The organism is Paenibacillus sp. J5 (assembly GCF_054955055.1).
The window spans coordinates 117,599-140,669 of sequence record NZ_JBUEDD010000010.1; the positions used below are offsets into that span (position 1 = coordinate 117,599).

Annotated in this window: 22 protein-coding genes; all 22 read right to left on the reverse strand. The window is 56.7% G+C overall.

Annotated features, from left to right (window positions below; all coding sequences use genetic code 11):
- Window positions 1–135 precede the first annotated feature (135 nt).
- The 22 genes from ACY1JZ_RS18690 to smc all read right to left on the reverse strand — a co-directional run bounded on the left by ACY1JZ_RS18690 (window position 136) and on the right by smc (window position 22,986).
- Window positions 136–1,470 (reverse strand): FtsW/RodA/SpoVE family cell cycle protein, encoded by a 1,335-nt coding sequence (locus ACY1JZ_RS18690; RefSeq protein ID WP_270171884.1) that lies wholly within the window; start codon window positions 1,468–1,470, stop codon window positions 136–138.
- Window positions 1,467–1,799: a PadR family transcriptional regulator gene (locus ACY1JZ_RS18695; RefSeq protein ID WP_270171886.1), complete on the reverse strand. Its 333-nt coding sequence runs from the start codon at window positions 1,797–1,799 to the stop codon at window positions 1,467–1,469. The genes ACY1JZ_RS18690 and ACY1JZ_RS18695 overlap by 4 nt, the downstream gene beginning before the upstream one ends.
- A 214-nt stretch (window positions 1,800–2,013) precedes the next feature.
- Window positions 2,014–2,772 (reverse strand): ABC transporter ATP-binding protein, encoded by a 759-nt coding sequence (locus ACY1JZ_RS18700; RefSeq protein ID WP_462630453.1) that lies wholly within the window; start codon window positions 2,770–2,772, stop codon window positions 2,014–2,016.
- Window positions 2,773–2,776: 4 nt separating this feature from the next.
- The gene (locus tag ACY1JZ_RS18705; RefSeq protein ID WP_462630455.1) at window positions 2,777–5,095 is read right to left on the reverse strand and encodes an FtsX-like permease family protein; all 2,319 of its coding nucleotides are present in this window, start codon (window positions 5,093–5,095) and stop codon (window positions 2,777–2,779) included.
- A 16-nt stretch (window positions 5,096–5,111) separates the two neighbouring features.
- A complete protein-coding gene (locus tag ACY1JZ_RS18710; protein ID WP_462630456.1) occupies window positions 5,112–5,765 on the reverse strand; it encodes a TetR/AcrR family transcriptional regulator in 654 nt (217 codons plus the stop codon).
- A 309-nt stretch (window positions 5,766–6,074) separates the two neighbouring features.
- A complete protein-coding gene (locus ACY1JZ_RS18715) occupies window positions 6,075–6,476 on the reverse strand; it encodes a YraN family protein (RefSeq protein ID WP_462630457.1) in 402 nt (133 codons plus the stop codon).
- The gene (locus ACY1JZ_RS18720) at window positions 6,466–6,771 is read right to left on the reverse strand and encodes an EscU/YscU/HrcU family type III secretion system export apparatus switch protein (protein WP_462630458.1); all 306 of its coding nucleotides are present in this window, start codon (window positions 6,769–6,771) and stop codon (window positions 6,466–6,468) included. The genes ACY1JZ_RS18715 and ACY1JZ_RS18720 overlap by 11 nt, the downstream gene beginning before the upstream one ends.
- On the reverse strand, window positions 6,768–8,891 hold the full coding sequence (locus tag ACY1JZ_RS18725) for a TP0910 N-terminal domain-containing protein (RefSeq protein WP_462630459.1): 2,124 nt from the start codon (window positions 8,889–8,891) through the stop codon (window positions 6,768–6,770). The genes ACY1JZ_RS18720 and ACY1JZ_RS18725 overlap by 4 nt, the downstream gene beginning before the upstream one ends.
- 486 nt (window positions 8,892–9,377) lie before the next feature.
- Window positions 9,378–9,989 carry a ribonuclease HII gene (rnhB, locus tag ACY1JZ_RS18730; RefSeq protein ID WP_462630460.1) on the reverse strand — a complete coding sequence of 204 codons (612 nt, stop codon included), beginning with the start codon at window positions 9,987–9,989 and terminating at the stop codon, window positions 9,378–9,380.
- 228 nt (window positions 9,990–10,217) lie between these two features.
- Window positions 10,218–11,084: a ribosome biogenesis GTPase YlqF gene (gene ylqF, locus ACY1JZ_RS18735; RefSeq protein WP_462630461.1), complete on the reverse strand. Its 867-nt coding sequence runs from the start codon at window positions 11,082–11,084 to the stop codon at window positions 10,218–10,220.
- A gap of 10 nt (window positions 11,085–11,094) precedes the next feature.
- Window positions 11,095–11,787 (reverse strand): signal peptidase I, encoded by a 693-nt coding sequence (gene lepB, locus ACY1JZ_RS18740; RefSeq protein WP_270171901.1) that lies wholly within the window; start codon window positions 11,785–11,787, stop codon window positions 11,095–11,097.
- A gap of 169 nt (window positions 11,788–11,956) precedes the next feature.
- Complete coding sequence (gene rplS, locus ACY1JZ_RS18745; RefSeq protein WP_270171902.1) at window positions 11,957–12,298, reverse strand: 50S ribosomal protein L19; 342 nt, start codon at window positions 12,296–12,298, stop codon at window positions 11,957–11,959.
- Between the two features lie 156 nt (window positions 12,299–12,454).
- Entirely contained in the window at window positions 12,455–13,207 is a 753-nt protein-coding gene (trmD, locus tag ACY1JZ_RS18750; RefSeq protein ID WP_462630462.1) for a tRNA (guanosine(37)-N1)-methyltransferase TrmD, read from the reverse strand.
- A 3-nt stretch (window positions 13,208–13,210) separates the two neighbouring features.
- A complete protein-coding gene (gene rimM, locus ACY1JZ_RS18755; RefSeq protein WP_462630542.1) occupies window positions 13,211–13,729 on the reverse strand; it encodes a ribosome maturation factor RimM in 519 nt (172 codons plus the stop codon).
- Between the two features lie 388 nt (window positions 13,730–14,117).
- Window positions 14,118–14,348, reverse strand: coding sequence for a KH domain-containing protein (locus ACY1JZ_RS18760; RefSeq protein ID WP_270171906.1), 231 nt, complete (start codon window positions 14,346–14,348; stop codon window positions 14,118–14,120).
- A gap of 27 nt (window positions 14,349–14,375) precedes the next feature.
- On the reverse strand, window positions 14,376–14,648 hold the full coding sequence (gene rpsP / locus ACY1JZ_RS18765; protein WP_028561462.1) for a 30S ribosomal protein S16: 273 nt from the start codon (window positions 14,646–14,648) through the stop codon (window positions 14,376–14,378).
- 37 nt (window positions 14,649–14,685) lie between these two features.
- A complete protein-coding gene (gene ffh, locus ACY1JZ_RS18770; protein ID WP_270171909.1) occupies window positions 14,686–16,050 on the reverse strand; it encodes a signal recognition particle protein in 1,365 nt (454 codons plus the stop codon).
- 1 nt (window position 16,051) lies between these two features.
- Window positions 16,052–16,384, reverse strand: a complete 333-nt coding sequence (gene ylxM / locus ACY1JZ_RS18775; RefSeq protein WP_462630543.1) for a YlxM family DNA-binding protein — start codon at window positions 16,382–16,384, stop codon at window positions 16,052–16,054.
- A gap of 233 nt (window positions 16,385–16,617) precedes the next feature.
- On the reverse strand, window positions 16,618–17,661 hold the full coding sequence (locus ACY1JZ_RS18780; protein ID WP_462630463.1) for an Rpn family recombination-promoting nuclease/putative transposase: 1,044 nt from the start codon (window positions 17,659–17,661) through the stop codon (window positions 16,618–16,620).
- A 392-nt stretch (window positions 17,662–18,053) separates the two neighbouring features.
- On the reverse strand, window positions 18,054–19,058 hold the full coding sequence (ftsY, locus tag ACY1JZ_RS18785; protein WP_462630464.1) for a signal recognition particle-docking protein FtsY: 1,005 nt from the start codon (window positions 19,056–19,058) through the stop codon (window positions 18,054–18,056).
- A 132-nt stretch (window positions 19,059–19,190) separates the two neighbouring features.
- Window positions 19,191–19,430 carry a hypothetical protein gene (locus tag ACY1JZ_RS18790; RefSeq protein WP_462630546.1) on the reverse strand — a complete coding sequence of 80 codons (240 nt, stop codon included), beginning with the start codon at window positions 19,428–19,430 and terminating at the stop codon, window positions 19,191–19,193.
- A complete protein-coding gene (smc, locus tag ACY1JZ_RS18795; protein WP_462630466.1) occupies window positions 19,408–22,986 on the reverse strand; it encodes a chromosome segregation protein SMC in 3,579 nt (1,192 codons plus the stop codon). Before smc ends, ACY1JZ_RS18790 begins: the two co-directional genes overlap by 23 nt.
- Window positions 22,987–23,071: the final 85 nt, after the last annotated feature.

Here is a 23,071-nt window from a genome sequence, read left to right on the forward strand (position 1 = left end):
TAGAGCAGCCCCTGCACCTAGGGAAGCGGGTGCAGGGGCTGCTCTTCATACGGCTTGTCGAATGTTAGCTATCGCCCGCAGCGCTCCAGCGCGGGGTTTCGCTGGCATAACCGGGAGTTGCTTGACCACTATCAGCTACGCAACAAATAAAGAAGCCGCTGACTTGTCTGCTGGCAATCTGCGCCGCCGAAGCACGCTGAGGATCACTCCCAGGATGGTAAAATAGATCAGGTTCTGAGTTGTGCCGAAGCTGATCAACGGCAAGGAGAAGCCTGCGAATGGGAGCCACCCCATACACATCCCGATAGACCACAGATATTGAATGGAGAGCATCGATGCGAGCACGGACAACAGCATTTTGCCATAGGGGTCTTTCACATAACGTATCGCCCTGTAGATCCAGCCCAGGAACAAGATGGCGCAAGCAGCGACCGCCAGTCCTGCCAGCCAACCATAGCTATAGACCAGGTAGACGAACATCGACTCGCTATGTGACCATACTATGGCATGCTCCATAGACGGCGGGCCATAGCCGAACCAACCTGCGGATTGAATAGCCTCCGCTGCTCGGGCATACCACCAGCCGTGGCCTACATTGTTATATGGTGGAAAAAATGAAGCCACCCGTTCTTGCAGATAAAACAGTTTTCCTGCCATGATAATTCCAATTCCAGCGAGCACAAGCAAGCCTGCCGCACCGATAGCAAACGCGACGGTGGAACGGCGCTGCATCCAGAGCACGGCTGTCACGCCAACCAGATAGAGCGCACATGCCAGGAATGCCGGACCCGCTATGAACAGGAACACAGGAAAGACCAAGCAAGCAAAGTATAGCACCTGTCTCTTCACGCTATATCGATTACCCAGGCTACTCTTGAGCCCTGGCAATGCCAACAACAGCAGAAACACACCCACTATAGAAGTGTCGATGAGAGGCCCAAGTGACAGATAGGTTCGTTGACCGTTCACTGCGATGCCAGACCACAGTCCTGCTAGGAGTATACTGGTTCCCATCGCGTACAGCGCAAGCGACCAGCCTCTTAGCTTTCGGTAATCAAATAGCCAGAGCACCGACATTACAATTAGACCCGCAGTAACCGTTAAGACATGCCGCATGAACATATCATCTGGAATCCGTTGCCCCGTAACAAGACTTAGGCTATAGATGGCCCACAGACCGATTGCAATAATCGCTCCCAGCACAGCCAGCAGCCCCCAATCGATAAACGGGCGATAGATGCTCCCCATTCCGCGACCAATCTCCGCTGGATCACCCATACGCGCTACCGCCTGCCGAACGGCCTGCTGCTCGTCCACTCCTTGATCCTGCAATTCGTTCACCAGCTCCTCCAGATGGCACTCCAGCTCGCGCTCCACCTCCAGGGAAGTCTCTCTCGAACGAATCGGGCGTGAGGCCTCTTGAAGAAATTGTCTTACTGCATCATGCCTCTTGCTTAATCTTATGCTCATGCCCATCCCTCCCCGATCACCCGTTCTACTGCCGTTCTATAGACCTGCCATTCCTGCTTCTTATCAGTAAGCGTCCGCTTGCCTGCGCCGGTCAACCGATAATATTTGCGTTTGCGACCATCGGTCTCCTGCCAGTATGCTTCGACCCAGTCCTCCGCCTCCAGTGTATGAAGAATCGGATAGAGCGTCCCCTCCTTCAAGGCGAAGATCCCCTCCGAACGCTGCTCCAGCTCCCTTGTCAGCTCATAGCCATACATCTCCTTGCGCTCCAGCATTGATAAGATCAAGATGACCGTACTTCCCTTTAACAACTCCTTGTTCACTTTCATGTGCAGCACCTCCTCCTCGATCCATGAATTGATATACATCGTTAATCTATGTATAGTATATCTAGGTATAAGGATAAACGATTTTCTCCTTCCATGCAAGGATGTCTTTCGGGGGAGGCGCTTGTGAGCAACGAAAAACAGCACTTCATCCATTTGTACGAGAGGATGAAGTGCCGCCACTGCCACTGCCACTGCCACTGTTACAGCTATTCAGCTATATACCGATTTCCTGCATTTTCTCCGTGACCTTGCTTAGCCGCGTCGGGTCATCTACTCCACTGAACGCCGGAAGCGTCAGCTCGCCGGCTATAGCTCCATCACGCATGAACAGCACTCTCTCTGCCCGTGCAGCGACATGAGCGTCATGGGTTACGAGCATAATCGCGGTGCCACTGGCATGAATTTCGGACAGTAGATTCATCAACTCCTGCGTCGCCTTGGAATTCAGCGCACCTGTCGGCTCATCGGCAAAAATAATGCTTGGATCATTCATGAGCGCCCGGCATATTCCGGCACGCTGGAGCTGCCCGCCCGAAGCCTGCGTAATCTCCCGGCTCTCCAATTCGGCAATGCCTGTCCTGTTCATTAATGCTCTAGCCTTGCTCATAATCGCTGCTGTATTTTTGGAGTTGCCTTTCATGGAAGGAAGAATAATGTTATCCAGCACATTCAGATGCTTCAGCAGCGTCGGCTGCTGAAAGATCATCCCCATCTTCATCCTGCGCATATCTGCCAGTTCATTGTCCTGAAGGGCTGAGATGTCCTTCCCTTCAAATGTGATCTTGCCTCCGTCCACTCCGTCCATACCGCTAAGGCAAAACAGCAGGGTTGATTTGCCCGAGCCTGATGGTCCCATCACCGACACAAATTCCCCCCGGTCTATAGCTACCGATACGCCGTCCAGCACCTGCCGCCGCTCATCGCCTGCTCCATAGGATTTGACGATGTTCTCGCCAACGATTAACCTGTGCATGTGTCTACTCCTTTATATGTTCCCCGATTTTTATAGATTTCACGCTTGATGTGCCGATTAACGTCGCCACCATGACCGAGCCGAGCATCATGAGCGGACTGAGAACGTAAGCCGATAGCGGCTGTGTCTCAAAATGGAAGGCAGATGCGCCAAGCTGGGCGATAACAAGTCCAGCAAGCTTCTCGCCGAGTGTACCCGCCAGCATCGTGCCGACCAATATACCTATCAGCACCACAAATGCTGACCTGACGGCATATTGCAGCCTGATGTCCAGGTGGGTAAATCCGATCGCCTTCATTACGGCAATGGAGTAGCGATCCTTCGCGACGAGCAGGCGGATGAACAGCAGCGCGACGAGCAGAGTAATCAGCAGGGCAACAGCCAGCGCTGCATTGGCAGCCAGCCCGGCCGCGTGAATGGTAGAGCCGAAGGTTTGTACAATATAGTGCTCTACATCCGACACCTTCGCCTGCCCGAACCGACTCCCGTATTCGGCAGCTTTCGCTGCTGCCAGGGAGGGCTGTGCGAGCTTCACGTACACCACAGCCCAGACGCGTGCTGCCGCTTCATCGACAAAGGCTGCCTTGGCTGTCTTGCCCCCATTGGTTACATCAGAATATATGCCGCTAACCGTGAGCGTCCTGTCCTTCCCGGAAGCCGTCAGCACTAGCGCATCCCCGACTTGCTTGCCGAGTGCCTCCGCATTTAGCGCAGATAGTGCAATCTCTCTTTCTCCGACCGGAGCGCTACCCTTGCTGTAATGGAGCGGGAACATCGAGTGGTCGCCCAGCTCCACCAATATTCTCTCCCCGGCTCCGTCCTCCATCCGGGCAGTGAACGCCTTGGTTGTCAGCACGGCATATCGGGCGACGGACGGATCATTCTTCATCGTCTCGGCAATCTCGGCCGCCGTGCCGATCAAGTCGCTCGCCTGCTGAATGTCGATACGCAGGTCATATTCACCGACACCCAGATAGGTGCTGAAGCTTTTGGAGGAGATGGTGCTGTATACATTTTGCGGCACGATGGCGATGAAGGACGAGAGGATCAGCACTACGAGCATCGTTACATAGAGCCGCTTCCTCGCCAGCACATCCTTAATTCCCAGAAACAGATTGGCGCCCAGCTTGCCGAATCGGCTCAGGCTGAACAGTCTAGCTCCCGCGAAAGCCTGCTGGGAGTGACCAAAGCGCAGCGCCTCCGCGACGGACAATGATCTAAAGCGCCTCAGCACCCCGCCAACATACAGGACGACAGCCATGTAGACGAGCAGCACGCCCAGCACGCCGCATAGCCAGGCAAGGAACGGTTGTCCACTCTCGCCCATATACAGACGGATATTCTCAAGCAGACTGCCCTTGAAGACAAAGGAAAGCCCCCATCCAACCCCGCTGCCTACAGCAGCCATAGCTGCATATTGCACAACATAGATCCTCTTCATGTCCGACACGCGCAGCCCGATGGCCTTCATGACGCCCAGCTCGCGGTAATCTTCCTCAATCTTGGCAATGAGCGCAAAGCGGATGCACATCAAGGCGATGGCTACAACGAGCATACTTACGAGCAGCAGCACCCCGACAACCATGCCATCCGCCATCGCATTCAGCATTCGAAAGAGCGGATACGTGAGCGTCGGGCCATTCGCCTCCAAGCCGGCAGAAGCGTAGCTTGTCGCAAAGGCTCCCAGCATGGAGGTATCCTTGAGTCGGAACTCGATCAAGTATTCCATACTGCCAGCACCCGTGAGCGTGGCATAATCATTGCGGCTGATCAGAAACCGCTTGGAAGACGCCAGCAGCGAGTTCATCTGGGAATCACGCAGAAAGCCTGCCACCGTCCACGCTTGATCGTTGAACGTTACCTGATCTCCAATGTTGGCCAAGCCTTCCTTCCAATAGGTGATGGGGACATAAATTTCTCCATCCGCCACATCAATGGCCTTCCCATCAAGATCCAGCAGGTAATCAAAATGCTCATTTTGCACCGTGAAGCCATTATCCTGCACATTGCCTGCGAGCGAACGTCCGCCAATGAACAGACGTGCATTGTCCACATTCAGAAACTCTACCACTTGAAGCTGCTCAACAAGGCTATTTTCCGCTGCAAAGCTATCCAGCCTTGTCCTGTCGACGGTGCCCGAGTGCATCTGCAAAAAATGCGGCGTCTTCGCCTGTGTCATCAGCGTGTCCACCGCACCGAACAGATGGATGGCCACGACCGCAGCAAGCGAGACGAGCAGCGCTGCGGCAGCAACAAATACGGTGATGGTCAGCGTAATCAGTTTGTTTTTAGTTAACTCGTTGCGGATGATCTTGATGTACATAGGTCCACTCCCGTATTTAGCTGTTTTCCGGTACGCTCTGCTCTCCTCCGCCCAGCATCTGCATAAAGTACGCTAGCTGTTCCTCTTGCAGATTCAGCAGCCTGCCAAGGTGAAATAAAAAGGCGCGCATTCTGGCGGCCCGTTCCTCCTCTGTCAGCTCCACCAGGTCGCCGTCAAAAACCGTAGTCGCGTACACAATGACCATCTCCATACATTCATACGGATACGGCGTATTGAACAGCCCCTGCTCCACTCCCTCGCGGATGATGTCCGCCAGAATAGGGGTCAGACCGTTAATGATCATTTTTTGCGTCTTCTGGTGCATCAGCGCATTTTGCGGCTTGTGGATATGCTCCATTATTTCATTGCTGCCTGTCCCGTTTACATTCAGCCCCATAACGACGTGGACGATACGCCGATCGACGGGAACCGTCCGGTCTGACGCCAATCGCTGCGCAGCCTCCAGCAAGCGGGAGCCATATCTTTCAATCAGCGCATCCATAATATCTTCCTTGGACTTGAAATGATAATAGAGCGTCCCGCGCGCAATGCCAACGGCCGCCAAAATATCGTTCGTGCTTGTGCCGTCAAAGCCCTTCTCTCCAAACAACGCCTCAGCGGCATCCAGAATTTCATGTCGCCGTTGCTCCGCTTCCTTTACGATCCTCATCGTTAACCCCTTCCATTAGACCGACTGTCTGTCTATTAAAATCCTAGCATTTTTCATGCAGGCTGTCAATTATTGCTGCTACACCGCTTTCCTCCACGATAACATCACGCGCCCACATCCTGAACATCATACGCTCAAGCATACAATGGTTAGTTTATGCAGGCAAAGCTTCGTTTATCGCCCGTATCAAGCATCTGCTGATTACAACATACACAGCCCGTCGCCTATTGACTCCCCTGTCATAAAAAGAAGAAGCGCTGCGATATGCAGACGCTCCTTCTCTTATGGCGGCGTGAGTATAGGCCAGACCTAGAAAACTCCCTCAAGCATCCGTATCCCAACGACTCGTCCGTCGGTAGTGATCTGGACTGCCATGACATCAAACCGGATCAGCCCCTCTGCTCCACCATGACGCTGAAGGTAGAACTGAGCCACCTGCCGCAGCTTGCGTTGTTTCCGAGCATCCACAGATTCCTCTGCCGTGCCGAATCTGCTGCTGCTGCGTGCGCGTACCTCGATGAACACCAACGTATGCTGCTCCGGCTCTGGCGGATGAGCAATGAGATCTATCTCCCCTGCACGGCAGCACCAGTTCGACGCCACTACCGTCCATCCATTTCCCTCCAGATATTCTCTTGCTGCCGCCTCCCCGATCTGTCCCAGCTCCTTGCGTCCCGGTGTGCGCCCAGAGCCAGATAAGCTAGCGGTCATCTCTAAGGCCTCCTGCACGCTGATCCGAGCGGTAGATGAAGCTCAATATTTCGGCAACCAGCGCATATAGCTCCGGCGGAATCTGCTGGTTAATCTCCAGCTTGGAGAGCACCTCCACGAGAGAGGCGTCCTCCTGGATCGGAACCCCGTGCTGCTGCGCACGCTCCATAATTTCCTCCGCCAGCCGTCCGCTGCCCTTTGCCAGTACGACCGGGGCACCCGCTGTCTGCGGATCGTATTTCAGGGCGACTGCTTTTTTGATTCCTTGCTTGACTTCCTCATCCTTGTCCTTCATATCCGCATATCCATTCCCTTATATGGTCTGGACACAAATGCAGGGAACAGCTCAGGCTGCTCCTGCTTGGCGCCGTCTGCCTGCCCGGCTGTAGCGGACAGATCGGGCAATGGCTGTGTCTTCAATGCAATAAGCTTGTACCCCGATTGCTGCAGCGCCTCCGCGATCTCCGCCCTGGATTCCTCCATTAGCGGGGCCGTCACGGGATGGTCGTTCCACACCTGCAGGCTGACCATGCGATCCACGACCGATACGTCAATCAGCGTATCTCCGAGTTGCTTCATTTGCAGGTCAAAGAGCAGGCGACAGTTCTGCGCATCCAGTTCCCCCTTCTGTCCTCTTCTCGTCTGAATATGGATGGCCGCCGTCTGGCCCCCTTGTTCATTATAAAAGGGAATGACCATCGCCACATGGGAAAATGGCGAATGGCCCCGCTCTGGAGCGAGCAGCAACTGTTGTCCTGTAATATGCGACACCAGTTGCTGCGCCGTCTCGCGCAAGGCTGGCGGCGCGTCATCGGCGGCTGCCAGCAGGAGCAGCGCGCTCTTGAGCGTCTCGGCTCCGGCGGCTCCGGGTCGCGGCGCCTCGCCGAGCGGCTGCGCCGCGCTCTGCAGCAGCGGCTGAGCAGCCGCGGGGCGCTCGGCGCCGCCCTGCGCCCCGCGCGCTGCGCCATGCTGCGCAGCCTGCGGCTCCGCGCCGCCAGCGGCGGGACGCGCGGCTACCTGCGCGTCCTCCGCGCGCCCGCTCTGCGAAGCCGCGGCGCCCTGCGCGGCAGCCTGCGCTGCCGGCGGCGCTGCCTGGCCCGGCGCTGGCGCCCCTGCGGCTGCGCTGCGAGCGGCAGCCGCTTCCGCCGGCTGCCCTGCAGCAGGCGCTGCTGTGCCCTGCGAAGCTGCGCGCGCGCCCGCCGCGGCTTCGCCTGCTGGCGGCTCCGAAGCCGCGCTCTGCGGGGCTGCCAGCGTCCGCGCGAGCTGTCGCTCATGGCTGACGCCGAGCCATCTGAACAGGTCGCCGAGCCAGCCGCCCGCAGGCTGGGCGGCTGGCTGTCCAGCGCCTGGCTGGCTCGCTGGCTGACCGCCGCTCGGCGCAGCGCCCGGCGCGCTGCCCGCTCCCCAAGCAGGGGCGCCGCTCACCTGCTGCCCTGCAGCGGCTCCGGCAGCGCCGCCTGCGCCGCCAGCGGGTGCGCCCAGCGCCGCCTGCGCGCCAGGCTGTCCAGCCGCAGCGCTGCTCGCGGCTGCGGCCGAGCCTTGCGGCGACAACGCCGCGCTGGCTGTGCCCGCGGCCGCATTAGCAGCAGCCGGGCCGCTCTGCGTCGGCTGCATCCCGCCCCGCTGCGCATCTGCCCCGCCTGCGCCAGACGCCGTGCTCGCTGCGCCGGCTTGCGGCGGCTGTGCTCCTGCGCGCTGTGCCTCCGCTCCCGCTCCGCGCAGCAGCGCATCGCCTTCGCCGAGCAGCGCCAGCACACGCGCAGCGAGCGCATCCTTGGCTCCGCCCTGCTGAGGCTGCGCGCCGCCGCCGGGCTGGGCAGCCGACTCCTGCCATGCCTTGAGCTGCGATTGCAGTTGATCCAGCAGCTCATGAACCGGCGTGCCATTCATCACCTGATGCAGACCGGACAGCACTGCCGGCGTAATCGGCAAGCCGCGCTGAAAGGCTGTTGCTGCGGCTTGAAGCCATTTGCCCTCGCTTACCCCCTGTGGCATCGAAGCATATGCCTTCGAGAGCGCTTCGCCAAGCTCACGCGTAAGCGGAACTCCATCCTTTTGCAGTTGCTTGACCACATCCAGCGCCCACTGCTTGTCCGCTGGCAAGCCGAGCGATTTCACGATATCCTTCAGCGTCCCTGGAGCGAGCGAGCCTGACATACTATCCGCCGGCTTCAACACCGGAAGACCATCCACCTGCTCAGGCTGCACAACAAGCAAGGTTCGCTGGCCAGGCTGAAGCGGCACCTCCAGCTTTGCCCGCACCTGCGCGCCATTAATCTGAATGAGCGCTTCATTATCTGCCGACTCCAACACCAAGCCACTAACCACTTGCCCGGATCGGAGCTCCAGCTCCTTCACATCCCCAACTCGCGGCTCGCTTCCGACCAGCCCTCTAATAAAAGCCCCGATATGCACCAACAAGCCTCCTTTCGCCCCATGCGCTACCGCTAGGGAGACACCATTTGCATTGATCATTCATTTATTATATTTATCGGCTTGCCCGGCCAGATTGTTAATCCTGCCGCGTAGCCGCTTCATCTCGCTACTTCATCTCCCTGCTTCACCTGCGCGACAACACGGCCTATGCTGCCCCTATTGTGGGACAATCTCATCTAGGTCTTATTTCCTGAGCAATAATACTCACCCTCTGCCTCTTAAGCACGTACCAACGTAGGAAGTCCACCCGTTAATTAGAGCAAGCACCCTGGACTGCTCCGCCATCAGACGTAACGAGCCGCTGCTTCCCAGCCTCTACGCAGCTAGCCCCCTGTCATCCGTCCGAGCAGGACTTTGAACTATATAAATCACACCGTTCAGCCGCCCCATAATAGCAAAAGAGACGGCTGGAAGCAATTCCGTGCCATCTCTTTTGAGCTAGGTATTAGGTTAACCAATCTCACTTTAGAACAATACCTGCTGCTCAGCCAGCAGCTTGGTCAGGAACGAGCGTCGATGCATCGGGCTGGGGCCGAACTCCAGAATTCGCTCGCGATGGAGCTTGGTCGCATACCCCTTATGTATAGCAATTCCGTATTCCGGGTACAGGCGATCCCATTCGCCCGCACATAGCCGATCTCGCGTCACCTTCGCCACTATGGAAGCGGCCGCAATCGACTGGCTGGAGGCATCGCCATGAATAATTGCCAACTGCGGCAGCTCCGATTGCACCTTTTCCGCATCAATGAGCAGGTAATCCGGGGGGACAGCGAGCTGATCAATCGCTTCTCGCATCGCCAGCCTGGCGGCTTGCTTAATATTGATCTCATCGATCTTCGATGCGTTGACAGCCGCCACCGACCAGGCCACTGCCTCCGCCGTGATGCGCTCATATAGCTGCTCCCGCTTCTTGGCTGTGAGCTTTTTTGAGTCATCGACGCCCTCCAGCTCCAGACCCTGCGGCAGGATGACAGCCGCTGCGACTACATCGCCGAACAGACAGCCACGCCCCACCTCATCCACTCCGGCAATCTGGCTATAGCCCTGCTGCCAGAGCTCGCGTTCGTAATTCAGCATTCTGCTTCCCCCATCCTGCTCCTGTTAACTCCCTGCCCGATGCTGCACGGACACTGCCATCAGGCTTCCCGCTGTGCCTACCTAACATTCCTTGCGTAAGCGCTAGAGTAGGCTAGAGGACGCTATCGTTTCGCACCCCGCGCAGCTTCCAGCGCGCGGTTCATCGCTGCATGACGGCGGTCGGTCGAACCATGCACCACACATCGCCTGCAACAAGCTGTTCCTTCATTATAGCAGCGGTTCCTCCAGCGTGATTCGCCCCATCTTGCCTGCGCGCAGCTCCCGGAGGATAATGCCCGACACCTTCTCCAGATCAACCCGCCCGCCGCTCAGCAGACAGCCGCGCTTTCGTCCTATATCCTCCATCAGCTTGACGATCTGCTCTGAATCCTCAGTATCCTGCGGAACTTCTGTGAGCTCGAAACGCTCCGCCAACGCTTCCCAATACTGGGAGGCCAGAATCCGCACCGCAAAAAAAGCAATGTCCTCAATATTCAAGATTTGCTCGCGGATCGCTCCCGTCATCGCCAGCTTGTAGCCGACAAGCTCATCTTCAAACTTCGGCCACAAAATACCCGGCGTATCCAGCAGCTCCAGCTCACTGCCAACCTTGATCCATTGCTGCCCCTTTGTAACGCCTGGACGGTCGCCAGTAGCCGCAATGTTTCGCCCAGCCAATCGGTTGGTCAGCGTCGACTTGCCGACATTCGGAATACCGACGATCAGCGCCCGCATGGCGCGGGGGTTCATCCCCTTCTCCTTCATACGCGCAATCTTGTCATGCAGCAGCTCCTTGACCCGCTGCGGAATATCCGCTACCCTGGTGCCTGTCGATGAATCCACTGCAATCGCTGCATGTCCCTTGGCCGAAAAAAAAGAAATCCACCGGTCGGTTGCCCGTGGATCGGCCAAATCAGCCTTATTGAGTATGATCAGCCGCGGCTTGCCGCGCAAAATTTCATCGATCATCGGGTTGCGGCTTGACATCGGGACACGCGCGTCCAGCAGCTCAATGACGATGTCGAGCAGCTTCAGCTTCTCCTCGATCTGTCGTCTGGCCCTGGTCATATGTCCCGGAAACCATTGTATGGTCAACTGTCTCACCTCATCCGTGTTTTACAAATTTCAGCTCATTCAACGGCCAGAATATGATGTCCGCCCGACCAACCAGCTCGTCCATCGAGACATAACCGATCATCCGGCTGTCCTTGCTGTTGCTGCGGTTGTCGCCAAAGGCGAGAATCATATGGTCAGGCACAATATCGGATTGAACATATGCGTTCGGAAAATTTTCTGCGGTGTTATAATTACTGTTATTCGCTCTGGCCTGCTCAATGGCTTCCTTCAGGTAAGGCTCCTCCACCAGCTCGCCATTAATGTACAGGCGATCGCCCTCCAGCTTGACCTTATCGCCAGGTACGCCAATTACGCGCTTAATGAAATCCCGGTTCTCCTGCGGCACATGGAAGACAACAACCTCACCACGCTTCGGCTCACGAATATCATAGAGAATCTTGTTGACAATAACACGCTCGCCGGATTGGAAGTTAGGCTTCATGGACGGGCCGTCCACAATAAAGGGGGAGAACAGGAAGGTGCGAATAACGAGTACGAGCAGGGCTGCAATGGCGAGTGCCTTGATCCACTCCATCGCTTCCCTCTTGGTCTGGCTAGACCGGGCAGGAGGGCCCTCAGGCTGGAGAATGCCCTCTCCAGTATCCGATGGCTGCAACTGCTCCTGTGTTGCCACCGACTGCTGATCCACTTGTTCGATTTGCTTATCTGGCTTCTGTTCCATTTAGTATACGCCCTCTTTCACTGACATGATGAAACATAAGGGTATCCTATCGCCTCAGGACAAGCCAGGAGCGCCCTGGTTCTCTTACGGCACCGCCCGTGTATACAGCCTGAGTGTCTCTACAAAAAAACGAAAAGGGACTTGTGTATGCAAGCCCCCATGTCGTTCATTAACGAATCTCTTTAATTCTCGCTGCTTTACCGCGCAGGTTGCGCAGGTAGTAAAGCTTCGCACGACGTACTTTACCGCGGCGAGCTACTTCGATCTTGTCAATCTTCGGCGAGTTAATCGGGAATGTTCTCTCTACGCCTACGCCGTAAGAAATTTTACGAACCGTAAATGTCTCGCTAATTCCGCCGCCGCGACGTTTGATAACAACGCCTTCGAACAACTGAATACGCTCGCGGGAACCCTCGATTACCTTCACATACACTTTCAGCGTGTCTCCCGGACGAAAGCTTGGGATGTCCTTGCGGAGCTGCTCTTGTGTGATCGCTTGTACGATATTCATGTGTATTGCCTCCTTCCACCTCAGACGTTCATATAAGCTCATATGCCTCTGTTTCAGCATAGGTCTTAGCCGATAGCGGACCGCCCGGTTATTACAAACAACATTTAAAATTCTACCATATTCCAGCCTATAATACAACCCTCTTATTCCTAAGCCCTACGATTCGCCGGAAGGCCGCTCATAGCCGTGCTCCTCCTTGAGCCAGCTTCGCTCCTTGGCTGTCAGCTCCACCTGCTCCAGCAGCTCGGGACGCCGTCTCAAGGTTCGCAGCAAGGACTGCTGACGCCGCCACAGCTCGATGTGTCCATGATGCCCGGAGATCAGCACAGGCGGCACCTCCCAGCCGCGGAATGAAGCCGGGCGTGTGTACTGCGGGTATTCCAGCAGACCTGTGCTGAACGAATCCGTCACCGCCGACGTTTCATTGCCCAGCACACCAGGCAGCAGCCGAGTCACGCTATCAATAATAACCATGGCCGGCAGCTCGCCGCCCGTCAGCACATAGTCCCCTATGGACAACTCATCCGTCACCAGATGCTCGCGTATTCGCTCATCATAGCCTTCATAGTGGCCGCAGATGAAGATCAGATGCTGCTCGCCTGCCAGCTCCTCAGCCTTGCTCTGCGTAAATGGCTCTCCCTGCGGACACATCAGAATAATACGTGGCTTCGCGTTCAGCCCTTCCGTCAAGCTCTCGACGGCGCCGAAGATCGGCTCCGCCTTCAGCACCATTCCGCCTCCGCCTCCGTAAGGGTAATCATCGACTGTACTGTGCTTGTTACTGGAGTAATCACGGAAATTCAGCGTATTCAGCGAGACGAGACCTTTCTCCTGCGCCTTGCCCAGGATGCTCGAATGAAACACGCCCTCAAACATCTCGGGAAACAGTGTTAACACATCTACACGCATCCGCTAAATCAACCCTTCCATGAGATGCACGGTAACCTTCTTTTGCTGTGGGTCAACATGCAGTACGACCTGGTCAATGACGGGCAGCAATAACGGCTTGCCCACACTGCGCTCCACGACCCATACATCATTCGCGCCGGGACGCAAAATCTCCGAGATCATGCCAAGCGACTCCCCATCCTCTGTCACTACAGTCGCACCGATGATCTGGTGATAGTAATATTCACCCTCCTCCAGCTCGACCTGCTGTTCATCCGATACCTTGACATCCCAGCCTTTATATTTTTCGACTTCATTAATATCGTTGAACTGCTTCCACTTCACATAGAACATGCCCTTGTGCTCGCGGCAGCTACCAACCTGCACCGGCACGATCTGACCGCCATCCGGGGAGATCAGCACCAGCTTGCTGCCTGGTGCAAAACGAACATCCGGAAAATCCGTCTGCGACAAAATCTTCACCTCACCGCGTAGCCCGTGCGTATTTACCAATTTGCCGACATTGAGCCATTGCATACCTATTCCCTTCTTTCTATAAAAATCATCAACTGCCATCTCTATCCTCGCCCTGACGCGCCTCGCGCCCGCTACTCTCTAAAGATAGCTCCAGCATCAAATATAGTTGAGCGATAAGCTAGACCCGCCAGCGGCTATCCATCTCGTTCCGCTTTCCGGCCCTAGCTTATCGTTCAAAGCAAGACCGCTTCCTCTGCGGCGTAACCAAGTTCATCCGAACCGCGCCGCCTTTAGCGTACATCTGCTGTCTCCACCTGCTTCTGCTAGACATCTGGCCTTCAGATCGTGGGGTCATCTCGCCTATAGAGGCGAGGGGCGCCCTGCTCTGTTCAAACAAAAGGCCAGGAACACTTCTCCCGGCCTTGTTGTCGTGCGCTTATTTGGAACTGCATGATTACGAGATAATGTCAACTGTAACGCGCTTAGAGGAACGGACAGCCGCCGAAGCGACGACCGTTCTCAGCGCCTTAGCGATCCGGCCCTGCTTGCCTATAACTTTCCCCACATCCTCAGGATGGACAGAAAGGGCGTACACGATGCCGCGATCATCTTCCTTGACCTCGACGCGCACTTCTTCCGGATAATCCACTAAAGCCCGAGCAATGACAAGAATCAAATCTTCCATTTCAAGGCCCTCCGCAGCTTATCGCAACTATTTCTGTTGCTTCAGCTCATGGAATTTAGTAAGTACGCCGGCTTTGCTCAGCAGGTTGCGAACGGTGTCGGACGCTTGCGCGCCAGTTTGCAGCCATTTCAGAGCCTTTTCTTCATCGATGTTCACCTGTGCAGGTTGAGCAACCGGATTGTACGTGCCAATCTCTTCAATAAAACGACCGTCGCGAGGCGAACGGGAATCGGAAACCACAACACGATAGAAAGGCGCTTTATGCGCACCAATACGTTTCAGACGAATACGAACTGCCATAATTCATTCACCTCCTTCAAAAAATTAGGATCATGCCTTAACCAAACGGGAATTTCTTGGCCTTGCCAAGCAGTCCCTTCGGCCCCTTCTTCTTCACGCCGCCCATCATCGACGAGAATTGCTTCATCATTCTCCGCATGTCGTCAAACTGCTTGATGAGCCGGTTCACATCGGCAATCGAGTTGCCGCTGCCTATGGCAATCCGCTTGCGGCGGCTATGATTAAGCAGATCCGGGTTCTGCTTCTCTTCCTTGGTCATCGAGCGAACGATCGCCTCGACACGGGCAATCTGACGCTCGTCCACCTTGAGATCCTTGAGACCCTTGAGCTTGTTCATGCCAGGCATCATATCCAGCAGTTGATCCAGCGGGCCCATCTTGCGAACCTGAGCCATCTGCTCCAGGAAATCCTCGAACGTGAACTCTGCATTACGCATCTTGCGCTCCAGATCAGCAGCCTTCTCGGCATCGATCGTCGTCTGCGCCTTCTCAATGAGCGACAGCATATCGCCCATACCCAGAATACGGGATGCCATCCGATTCGGATGGAACGGCTCTAGCGAATCGATCTTCTCGCCCATTGCCGCGAACTTGATCGGGCAGCCTGTTACCGCCTTAACCGAGATCGCCGCTCCGCCGCGCGTATCGCCATCAAGCTTCGTCAGTACGACACCGGTCAGCTCCAGTTGCTTATGGAAGCTCTCCGCGACATTGACCGCATCCTGTCCCGTCATCGCATCGACGACCAGCAGCACTTCATCCGGATTAACCAGCGCATGAATCTGCTTCAGCTCCTCCATCAACGCTTCGTCAATATGGAGTCGTCCCGCAGTATCGATAATAACATAATCGTTATGCTGTTCCTTCGCATGCTGGATCGCCTGACGAGCAATCTCCACAGGGCTGACGGCATCGCCAAGGGCGAATACCGGTACCCCGATCTGTTCACCCAGCACCTGAAGCTGCTTGATCGCAGCCGGACGGTAGATGTCGCATGCCACAAGCAATGGCTTGTTGTGGCTCTTCTGCAACAGCTTCGCCAGCTTGCCGGAGGTCGTCGTCTTGCCCGCCCCCTGCAAACCTGCCATCATAATGACCGTCGGTGGCTTATTTGCCTTCGCGAGCTTGCTCTGGGTGCCACCCATCAGCTCGGTCAGCTCTTTGTTCACAATATCGATAATGACCATGCCCGGAGTGAAGCTCTTCATGACCTCCTGGCCAATCGCCTTCTCCTTCACCTTAGCGATGAACTCCTTGACGACCTTGAAGTTCACATCCGCTTCCAGCAGCGCCAGCCGCACCTCGCGCATCGCTTCAGCTACATCATCCTCGCTGACCTTGCCTTTGCCTCTAAGCTTGCTGAATACTCCCTGCAGCCTGTTGGCCAATCCCTCAAACGCCATCTCACGTCACCTCCTGAACTCCCTCAGACTTGCGAATATCCGCAATCACCTGCTGCATCTGCTGCTTGGTCGCACCGTGCTCTGGCAGCTCGGCGAGCGACAGCTCCAGCCGTTCCAGTTGCACCTGCAGAGATTCGTGCTTGCGCAACAGGCCAAGCTTCTGCTCATAGCTCTCCAGCGCCTGCTCGGCTCGCTTCACATGCTCGTAGACCGCCTGTCGGCTGATCTCGAACTCTGCGGCGATTTCACCAAGAGAGTAATCATCGTGAAAATAATATTTTAGAAACGTCCGCTGCTTCTCTGTCAGCAGCATCTCGTAAAAATCAAACAGCATATTGATTCGGGTCGTCTTCCCGAGAGCGTCCGGCTCGCTTGCTTGCACCTTGCATCCGCCTCCTCCCGTTGCCAACGTTCCTTATCTTACCTTAAAGCCGATCACCTGTCAAGTATTTCACCTTGTCACCTAATCTGCAAGCCTCGATAACGAGCAGGAGGATGAAGGACATGCGCTCCGCCTATCCTATCCCATGTTCAAAACAGGGGGCGAGCATCCTTCATCCTTATCGATTAATCTCTATCGAGCTGCTCCTTCAGCAGCTTCAGGCGCTGCTCCGGCAGTCCGGTGACTTTGGCCACAAAAGGAATGTCCAGCCCCTCCCTGAACATATTCACAGCGGCCTGCTCCATCGCTTCTGTCCGTCCCTGCACCAGACCCTTCTCGAGGCCTTTCTCAAGACCTTTCTCAAGACCTTTCCCCACTGCCTGCTCCTGCAGCCACTCCAGATTGCGTTCAAAATTGGAGATCACGTCATTCATTCCTTTCCTTTGGATTTGAGCCACCATATCCCTGATGAGCTGCTCCTGCTCCTGCGCCTTGCCGAACCGCAGCATAATCTGCTCCAGCCATAATGCGAACTGCTCGCGCTGCTCCTGCGGCGTGCGGTCGATGACCGGCGCCAGCCGCCTGAATAAGCCAATCAAGTCCTCTGCCGGCAAATGAGACTGCTGCTCGATCAGAAACACCGACCCGATCATATTCGACAGCTTCTCCAGATCCTCTGGCTTGTATCGCTTAATGTCCAATAGAAAATACGTGAAATTCAGCAAGGGCTCATCTGCGAACAGCTCCTCCTCTGCCAGCAGCTCGCGAAAGCTGAGCGGGGCCGTCCAAGCGGCGGAGCCATTATACAGCACAATCGGCACAATAACCGGCAGCCTGAAATCCGCACGCTTCCGTTCCTGCCTGCTCGCATCCTTCAGCTCCTGCCGCCACAGCTCCACCTGATACTGCAGCAGCCTCCATGGCATGAGCACATCGACTGTAGATTGCAGCTCGATCAGAATATAGAAGATAACATCTCTGCCCTTCATCTTGACCCGATAGACGAGGTCGGATTCCTTGCCGCTGAAATCGGGCAGCACAAAGGATTTGTCTACTCTTATCATACCAGCTTCATCGATATGTTCAACCCATCCCCGCCGAATAAAAGAACGCACCAACTGCATAAATAACGACTGACTTGACAACAAATGCTTATAGCCGCGGTCATGCGCATGCCGCACCCGCTTTTTCTGTTCGCTGCTCATCGCCATCTCCTCGCCCTCAAACATGCTCCATCTTCCAAAGGATAGCATACTTTCACTTGAATGGGAATGTATGTTCTCTTATTGATTGAAATATCATCCCCTGGATGCTATGAAGGCAGCGCCACGCTCTCGGTCCGAGAATAAAAAAACATGGTTCATCTGAACCATGCACAATGATCATCTACTCGCTATCAACCTATCAACGTCAAGAGCGGTTTCAATCCTCACCCACCCGGCATTCGTTACCCATGTGCCTGCGTTTTTTTGCCCCACAGCTTAGACCCTACGCAGCGTAGGGCAAAGCAGGGCAATCGTGCAAAATGCAGCGGCGAAGCAGAACTTAATTGCCCTGCTTCGCGCACCGTCATGGCTCCTGCTTGCCTTGCCAGCCGCACAGGTACCATGCTCGTGCCTGCCTACTGCTGCGCCTCGGCCTCCTGCTGCTCCTCCTTGACGATCAGCCCAGCGAACAAGGCATGAACGAACTGGTCGGCGTCAAATTCCTGCAGATCGGTCATCTTCTCCCCAAGACCGACGAACTTCACCGGAAGATTCAGCTCATTGCGGATCGCGATCACGATGCCTCCCTTGGCTGTCCCGTCCAGCTTCGTCAGCACAAGACCCGTCACGCCGCTCTTTTCGCCGAACAGCCTAGCCTGCGAGAGTGCATTTTGCCCGGTCGTTGCATCCAGCACCATCAGCACCTCATGCGGCGCCGTTGGCACCTCACGCTGAATGACGCGGAAAATTTTATTCAATTCCTCCATCAGATTCGTCTTGTTCTGCAGACGACCCGCAGTATCGCATAGCAGCACATCTACACCGCGTTGCTTCGCCGCTTGTACAGCATCATACATGACCGCCGCCGGGTCAGAGCCGGCCTGCTGCTTGATGACGTCGACGCCAACACGCTGCCCCCATACCTCCAACTGCTCGATCGCACCCGCGCGGAACGTATCGCCCGCTGCCAGCAGCACCTTCTTGCCCTCGCTCTTGAAGCGATGCGCCAGCTTGCCGATGGTCGTCGTCTTGCCGACGCCGTTGACGCCGACGAACAGAATGACGGTCATGCCGCTCTCCGCCATAATCAGCCCTGGATTCTCGTCGCCTCTAAGCAGCTCCACCAGCTTCTCGGACAGCACCGGCTGCAGCTCGGTCGCATCCTCGATCTTGCGCTTCTTCACCTCGGCGCGCAGGTCGTCGATCAGCTTCATCACCGTCGTTACGCCAACATCAGCGCCGATCAGAATTTCCTCCAGCTCCTCGTAGAATTCCTCGTCAATCTTGCGGCGGCGAAGGATCAGCTCCTCTACCTTCTCGACAAGCGCAGTGCGGGTCTTCTCCAGCCCCTCCTTGAATACATTCGTGACCGCCTCCGCCTTGGCGGCGATACTTTCCTTTAATCGCTTAAAAAAACTCATCCTCTTGCCTACCTTTCTATACGTCAAGCCGAGTTGCCCGCACGCCGCTGCCGCCAGGCCAGCTATCCAACTCCGGCTCGCAGCCTGCTGTCTCCTCTGCGCGTTGTATTCTGTTTACCTGTAGAACATCCCCTATATATCCGGCTTCAATCCTGCTGGGGCAGTAGCTTCAAGTGCTGATTGCAGCGGCTGACCACTGCGTCCAGCACCTGCAAGCCGCAAGCTGCCCCATGGTCTTGTAACGCGCGGGTTACCGCCTACCAAGCGGTCGCTGTATGGCGAACTGGTGGCTAATGCTTGTCGCTCGTTGCATGTTGTTGCCAGCGGCGTCGCCAGACGCTGCCTCTGGTTATGCCGACACCGCTTCCTCATCCTCCAGCCGAACCGAGACGAGCTTCGATACGCCGCCCTCCTCCATCGTCACGCCGTAGAGCACGTCAGCCTCCTCCATCGTCCCTTTGCGATGGGAGACAACGATGAACTGCGTCAGCTCCGAGAATTCGCGCAAATATTGCGCAAACCGCGACACATTCGCCTCGTCCAGCGCCGCCTCCACCTCGTCGAGCACACAGAACGGGACGGGCTTCACCTGCAGGATGGCGAACAGCAGCGCAATTGCTGTCAACGCCCGCTCGCCTCCCGAGAGCAACTGCAGATTTTGCAGCTTCTTGCCCGGCGGCTGGGCGACAATATCGATGCCTGTCTCCAGCACCCGCTCCGGATCGACCATAACCAGATCCGCGCGCCCGCCCCCGAACAGCTTGGAGAAGACGACGCTGAAGTGACCGCGAATCGCCTCAAATGTCTGCTTGAAGCGCTTGCCCATCTCCTCATCCATCTCGCGGATGACCTGATAGAGCGCCGTCTTCGCCTCAACGAGATCATTCTTCTGCTCATCCAGAAACTCATAGCGCTCCCGCACGCGCTCATACTCCTCGATCGCGCCCAGATTCACCTCGCCGAGCAGCGTAATGCGCCGCTTCAGCTCGCGCACCTCATTCTGAGCCGCGGGGACATCCTCCGGTACCGGATAGCGCTCCTTGGCCAGCTCGTAGCTCAGCTCATACTCCTCGCTCAGCTTGCGCAACAGGTTGTCCAGCTCGACATCGAGCCGATTGACCGCAATCTCTGTCTGACGGATGCGCTCCTCTACCTGTCGCAGCGCCACGCGCTGCTCCTTCGTCTCGCTCTCGCCCTGCTCTAGCTGAAGCAGCAGTTGCGAGCGCTCGGCGCGCTTGAAGTCCGTCTGCTCGCCGCATTGCTGCTTCTTCAGCCGGTAGTGGTTCAGATCCTCCAACTGCCGAACGGTCTGTCGACCATGCTCCTCCTGCTCCAGCTCCTGTTGCTCCAGTTGGCTGCGCAGAGCGGACAGCTCCTGCTTCGAGCGATTCAGCTCGGCGCGCACACGCCCGGCTTGATCCTCGAACGACAGCTTCTCCTGCTCTGTCTTGGCCACTTGAATCTTCAGATCGGTAAGCTGCCCCTGCAGCTCCTCCTTCGCTGATTCATTCTCCTTGCGGCGCTGCTCCGCCGCCTGAATATCCCGCTGCAGCTTCGTCTCGCGCGCTGTCAGCTCGGTCAACCGCTGCTCCGCGTCAGCCGCTGCCGCTGTCAGTCCGGTCTGCTCCGCCGCATGTCCGGTGCGATTCTCGTCGAACAGTTGACGCTGCTCATCCAGATGGCGGCCTTCCTGCGCCAGCTTGCCCAGCTCGCCCTGCAACTGCTGCTCCTGCAGCCTCAGCCCCTCGCCGCGCTCGCGCAGCTCCTCGCGGTTCTGATTGCGGATCGACAGCTCCTTGCGAATATCCTGCAGACGGTCGCGAAGCTGATGGAGCTGCTGCTCCGTATCCTTGATCTCCTGATCCAACTGCTCAATCTGGCGCGTCCGCGACAGCAGATTCGCTCCCTTCTTCTGAAGGCTGCCGCCCGTCATCGAGCCGCCCGCATTGACAACATCGCCCTCCAGCGTGACGACGCGGTAGCGATACTGGCAGCGCGAAGCGATGCGGTTAGCCTGCTCCAGATTATCCGCGATCAGTACGCTGCCGAGCAGATTGCGGATAATCGACACATACGTCTCCTCGCATTCCACCAGCTCGCTGGCCACTCCGACGAAGCCTTCCATGGACTCGACCTGACGCTTGTCCTGTTCCGGCACGTAGCGCGGCTTGATTACATCAAGCGGCAGGAAGGTCGCGCGGCCCAACTGGCGCTGCTTCAGGAAAGCAATCGCCTGGCGCGCCGAGCGCTCATCGCTCATGACGACATGCTGCAACGCACCGCCCAGCGCCGTCTCCACGGCAATCTCCAACTGCTGCGGCACACGCATCAGCTCGGCGACTGCGCCATGCACGCCAGCCAGCGCGCCTCCTCCTTGGCGGCGCGACGCCTTGAGCACCTCGCGCACCCCATGCATGAAGCCGTCGAGATCCTCCTGCATCTCCTTCATCGTATCGCGACGCGACGTAATCGCATCGTAGCGCTGCTCCCATTTGCGGAGCGCAGCCTGCGCTTCCTCCTGCAGTCCTTGCAGCGACTTTTGCCGTTCCGCCTCCTCCAGGTAGCGAGCCTGCACGCGCTCCAGCTCGGCGCGGCGCTCCTTCAACTGCCCCTCCAGCTCCGCCTGACGCTCCTTCAACTGCTCTGACTGCGACTGCCAGCGCGCTTCATCATCGCCCAGCCGCTCCAAGCGCCGCTGCACGGCCTCCTGCTGCTGCTGCGCATAGCGAATCTCGTTGCGCGCCTGCGCCATCGCACTCAGCACCTCCAGCAGCTCGCCCTTCAACTGCTCCTCATAGCTGAGAACCGTCTCGTCGGAAGCGCCGACCAGATGCGCCTCCTCCTCGGCCAGCCGATGCCGCAGCGTGGACAGCTCGGCAGCCAGTCCCGCGGCCTTGCCCCGTAGCTCGGCTTCCTCCGTCGCAAGCTGAACGATCCGCTCATCCATCGCGGCGATGCTATCCTCCAACTGTCGGCGGTTCTGTTCCAGATTGCGTTTGCGCTCCTTCAGCACCTCGCCTTGGCCTTCGCATTTCTCATACTCCTCGCTATAGTGCAGCATGGACTCATGCAGCTGCTCAATCGCTGTCTCCAGCTCACGCAACTGCTGCCGCTCCTTCTCCAGATGAGCATCATGCTTGCTGACGACCGCTGTCAGCTTGAGCTCCTCTTCCTTCAAGCTGTCCAGGCGCGTATTCGCCTCGGCCCAGGACGTATGTACTTGCTCGATCTGGTGGACATACATCGCAATTTCCTGCTGCTTTAGCTGCTCCTTCAATTCCTTGAACAGCCTCGCCTTCTCCGACTGCTGACGCAGCGGCTCCACCTGATCCTCCAGCTCAGAGACAAGATCATGAATCCGCAGCAGATTTTGCTCCGTATCATCCAGCTTGCGCTGCGCCTCCCGCTTGCGGGCTTTGTATTTTACAATACCAGACGCCTCCTCGAAGATGCCGCGGCGATCCTCGGAGCGCGTGCTCAAGATCTCCTCGATCCGGCCTTGGCCTATAATCGAGTACGCCTCCTTGCCAATTCCTGTATCCATAAACAGCTCGGTAATATCCTTCAACCGGCAAGACTGCTTGTTAATCAAATATTCGCTCTCTCCACTGCGGTGAACGCGGCGGGTTACCGTCACCTCATTGAAATCCAGCGGTAACGCCTGATCCGTATTATCGAGCGTAAGCGACACCTCGCCAAAGTTCATGGCTTTACGCTTGTCGCTGCCGGCAAAAATAATGTCCTCCATTTTGCCGCCGCGCAAGCTCTTGGCGCTCTGCTCGCCCAGCACCCAGCGGATGCTGTCCGATATATTGCTTTTGCCGCTTCCATTCGGGCCGACGACAGCAGTAATGCCGCGTACAAATTCCAGCTCCGTCCGATCAGCGAACGATTTAAACCCCGCCAACTCAATTCGTTTAAGGAACATAAGCGCACCTTCACCTCAACGATATTGTACCATATGCTGCACATATTTCACACCGGGCATAGCATAAGGACTGCCTTTACGACGG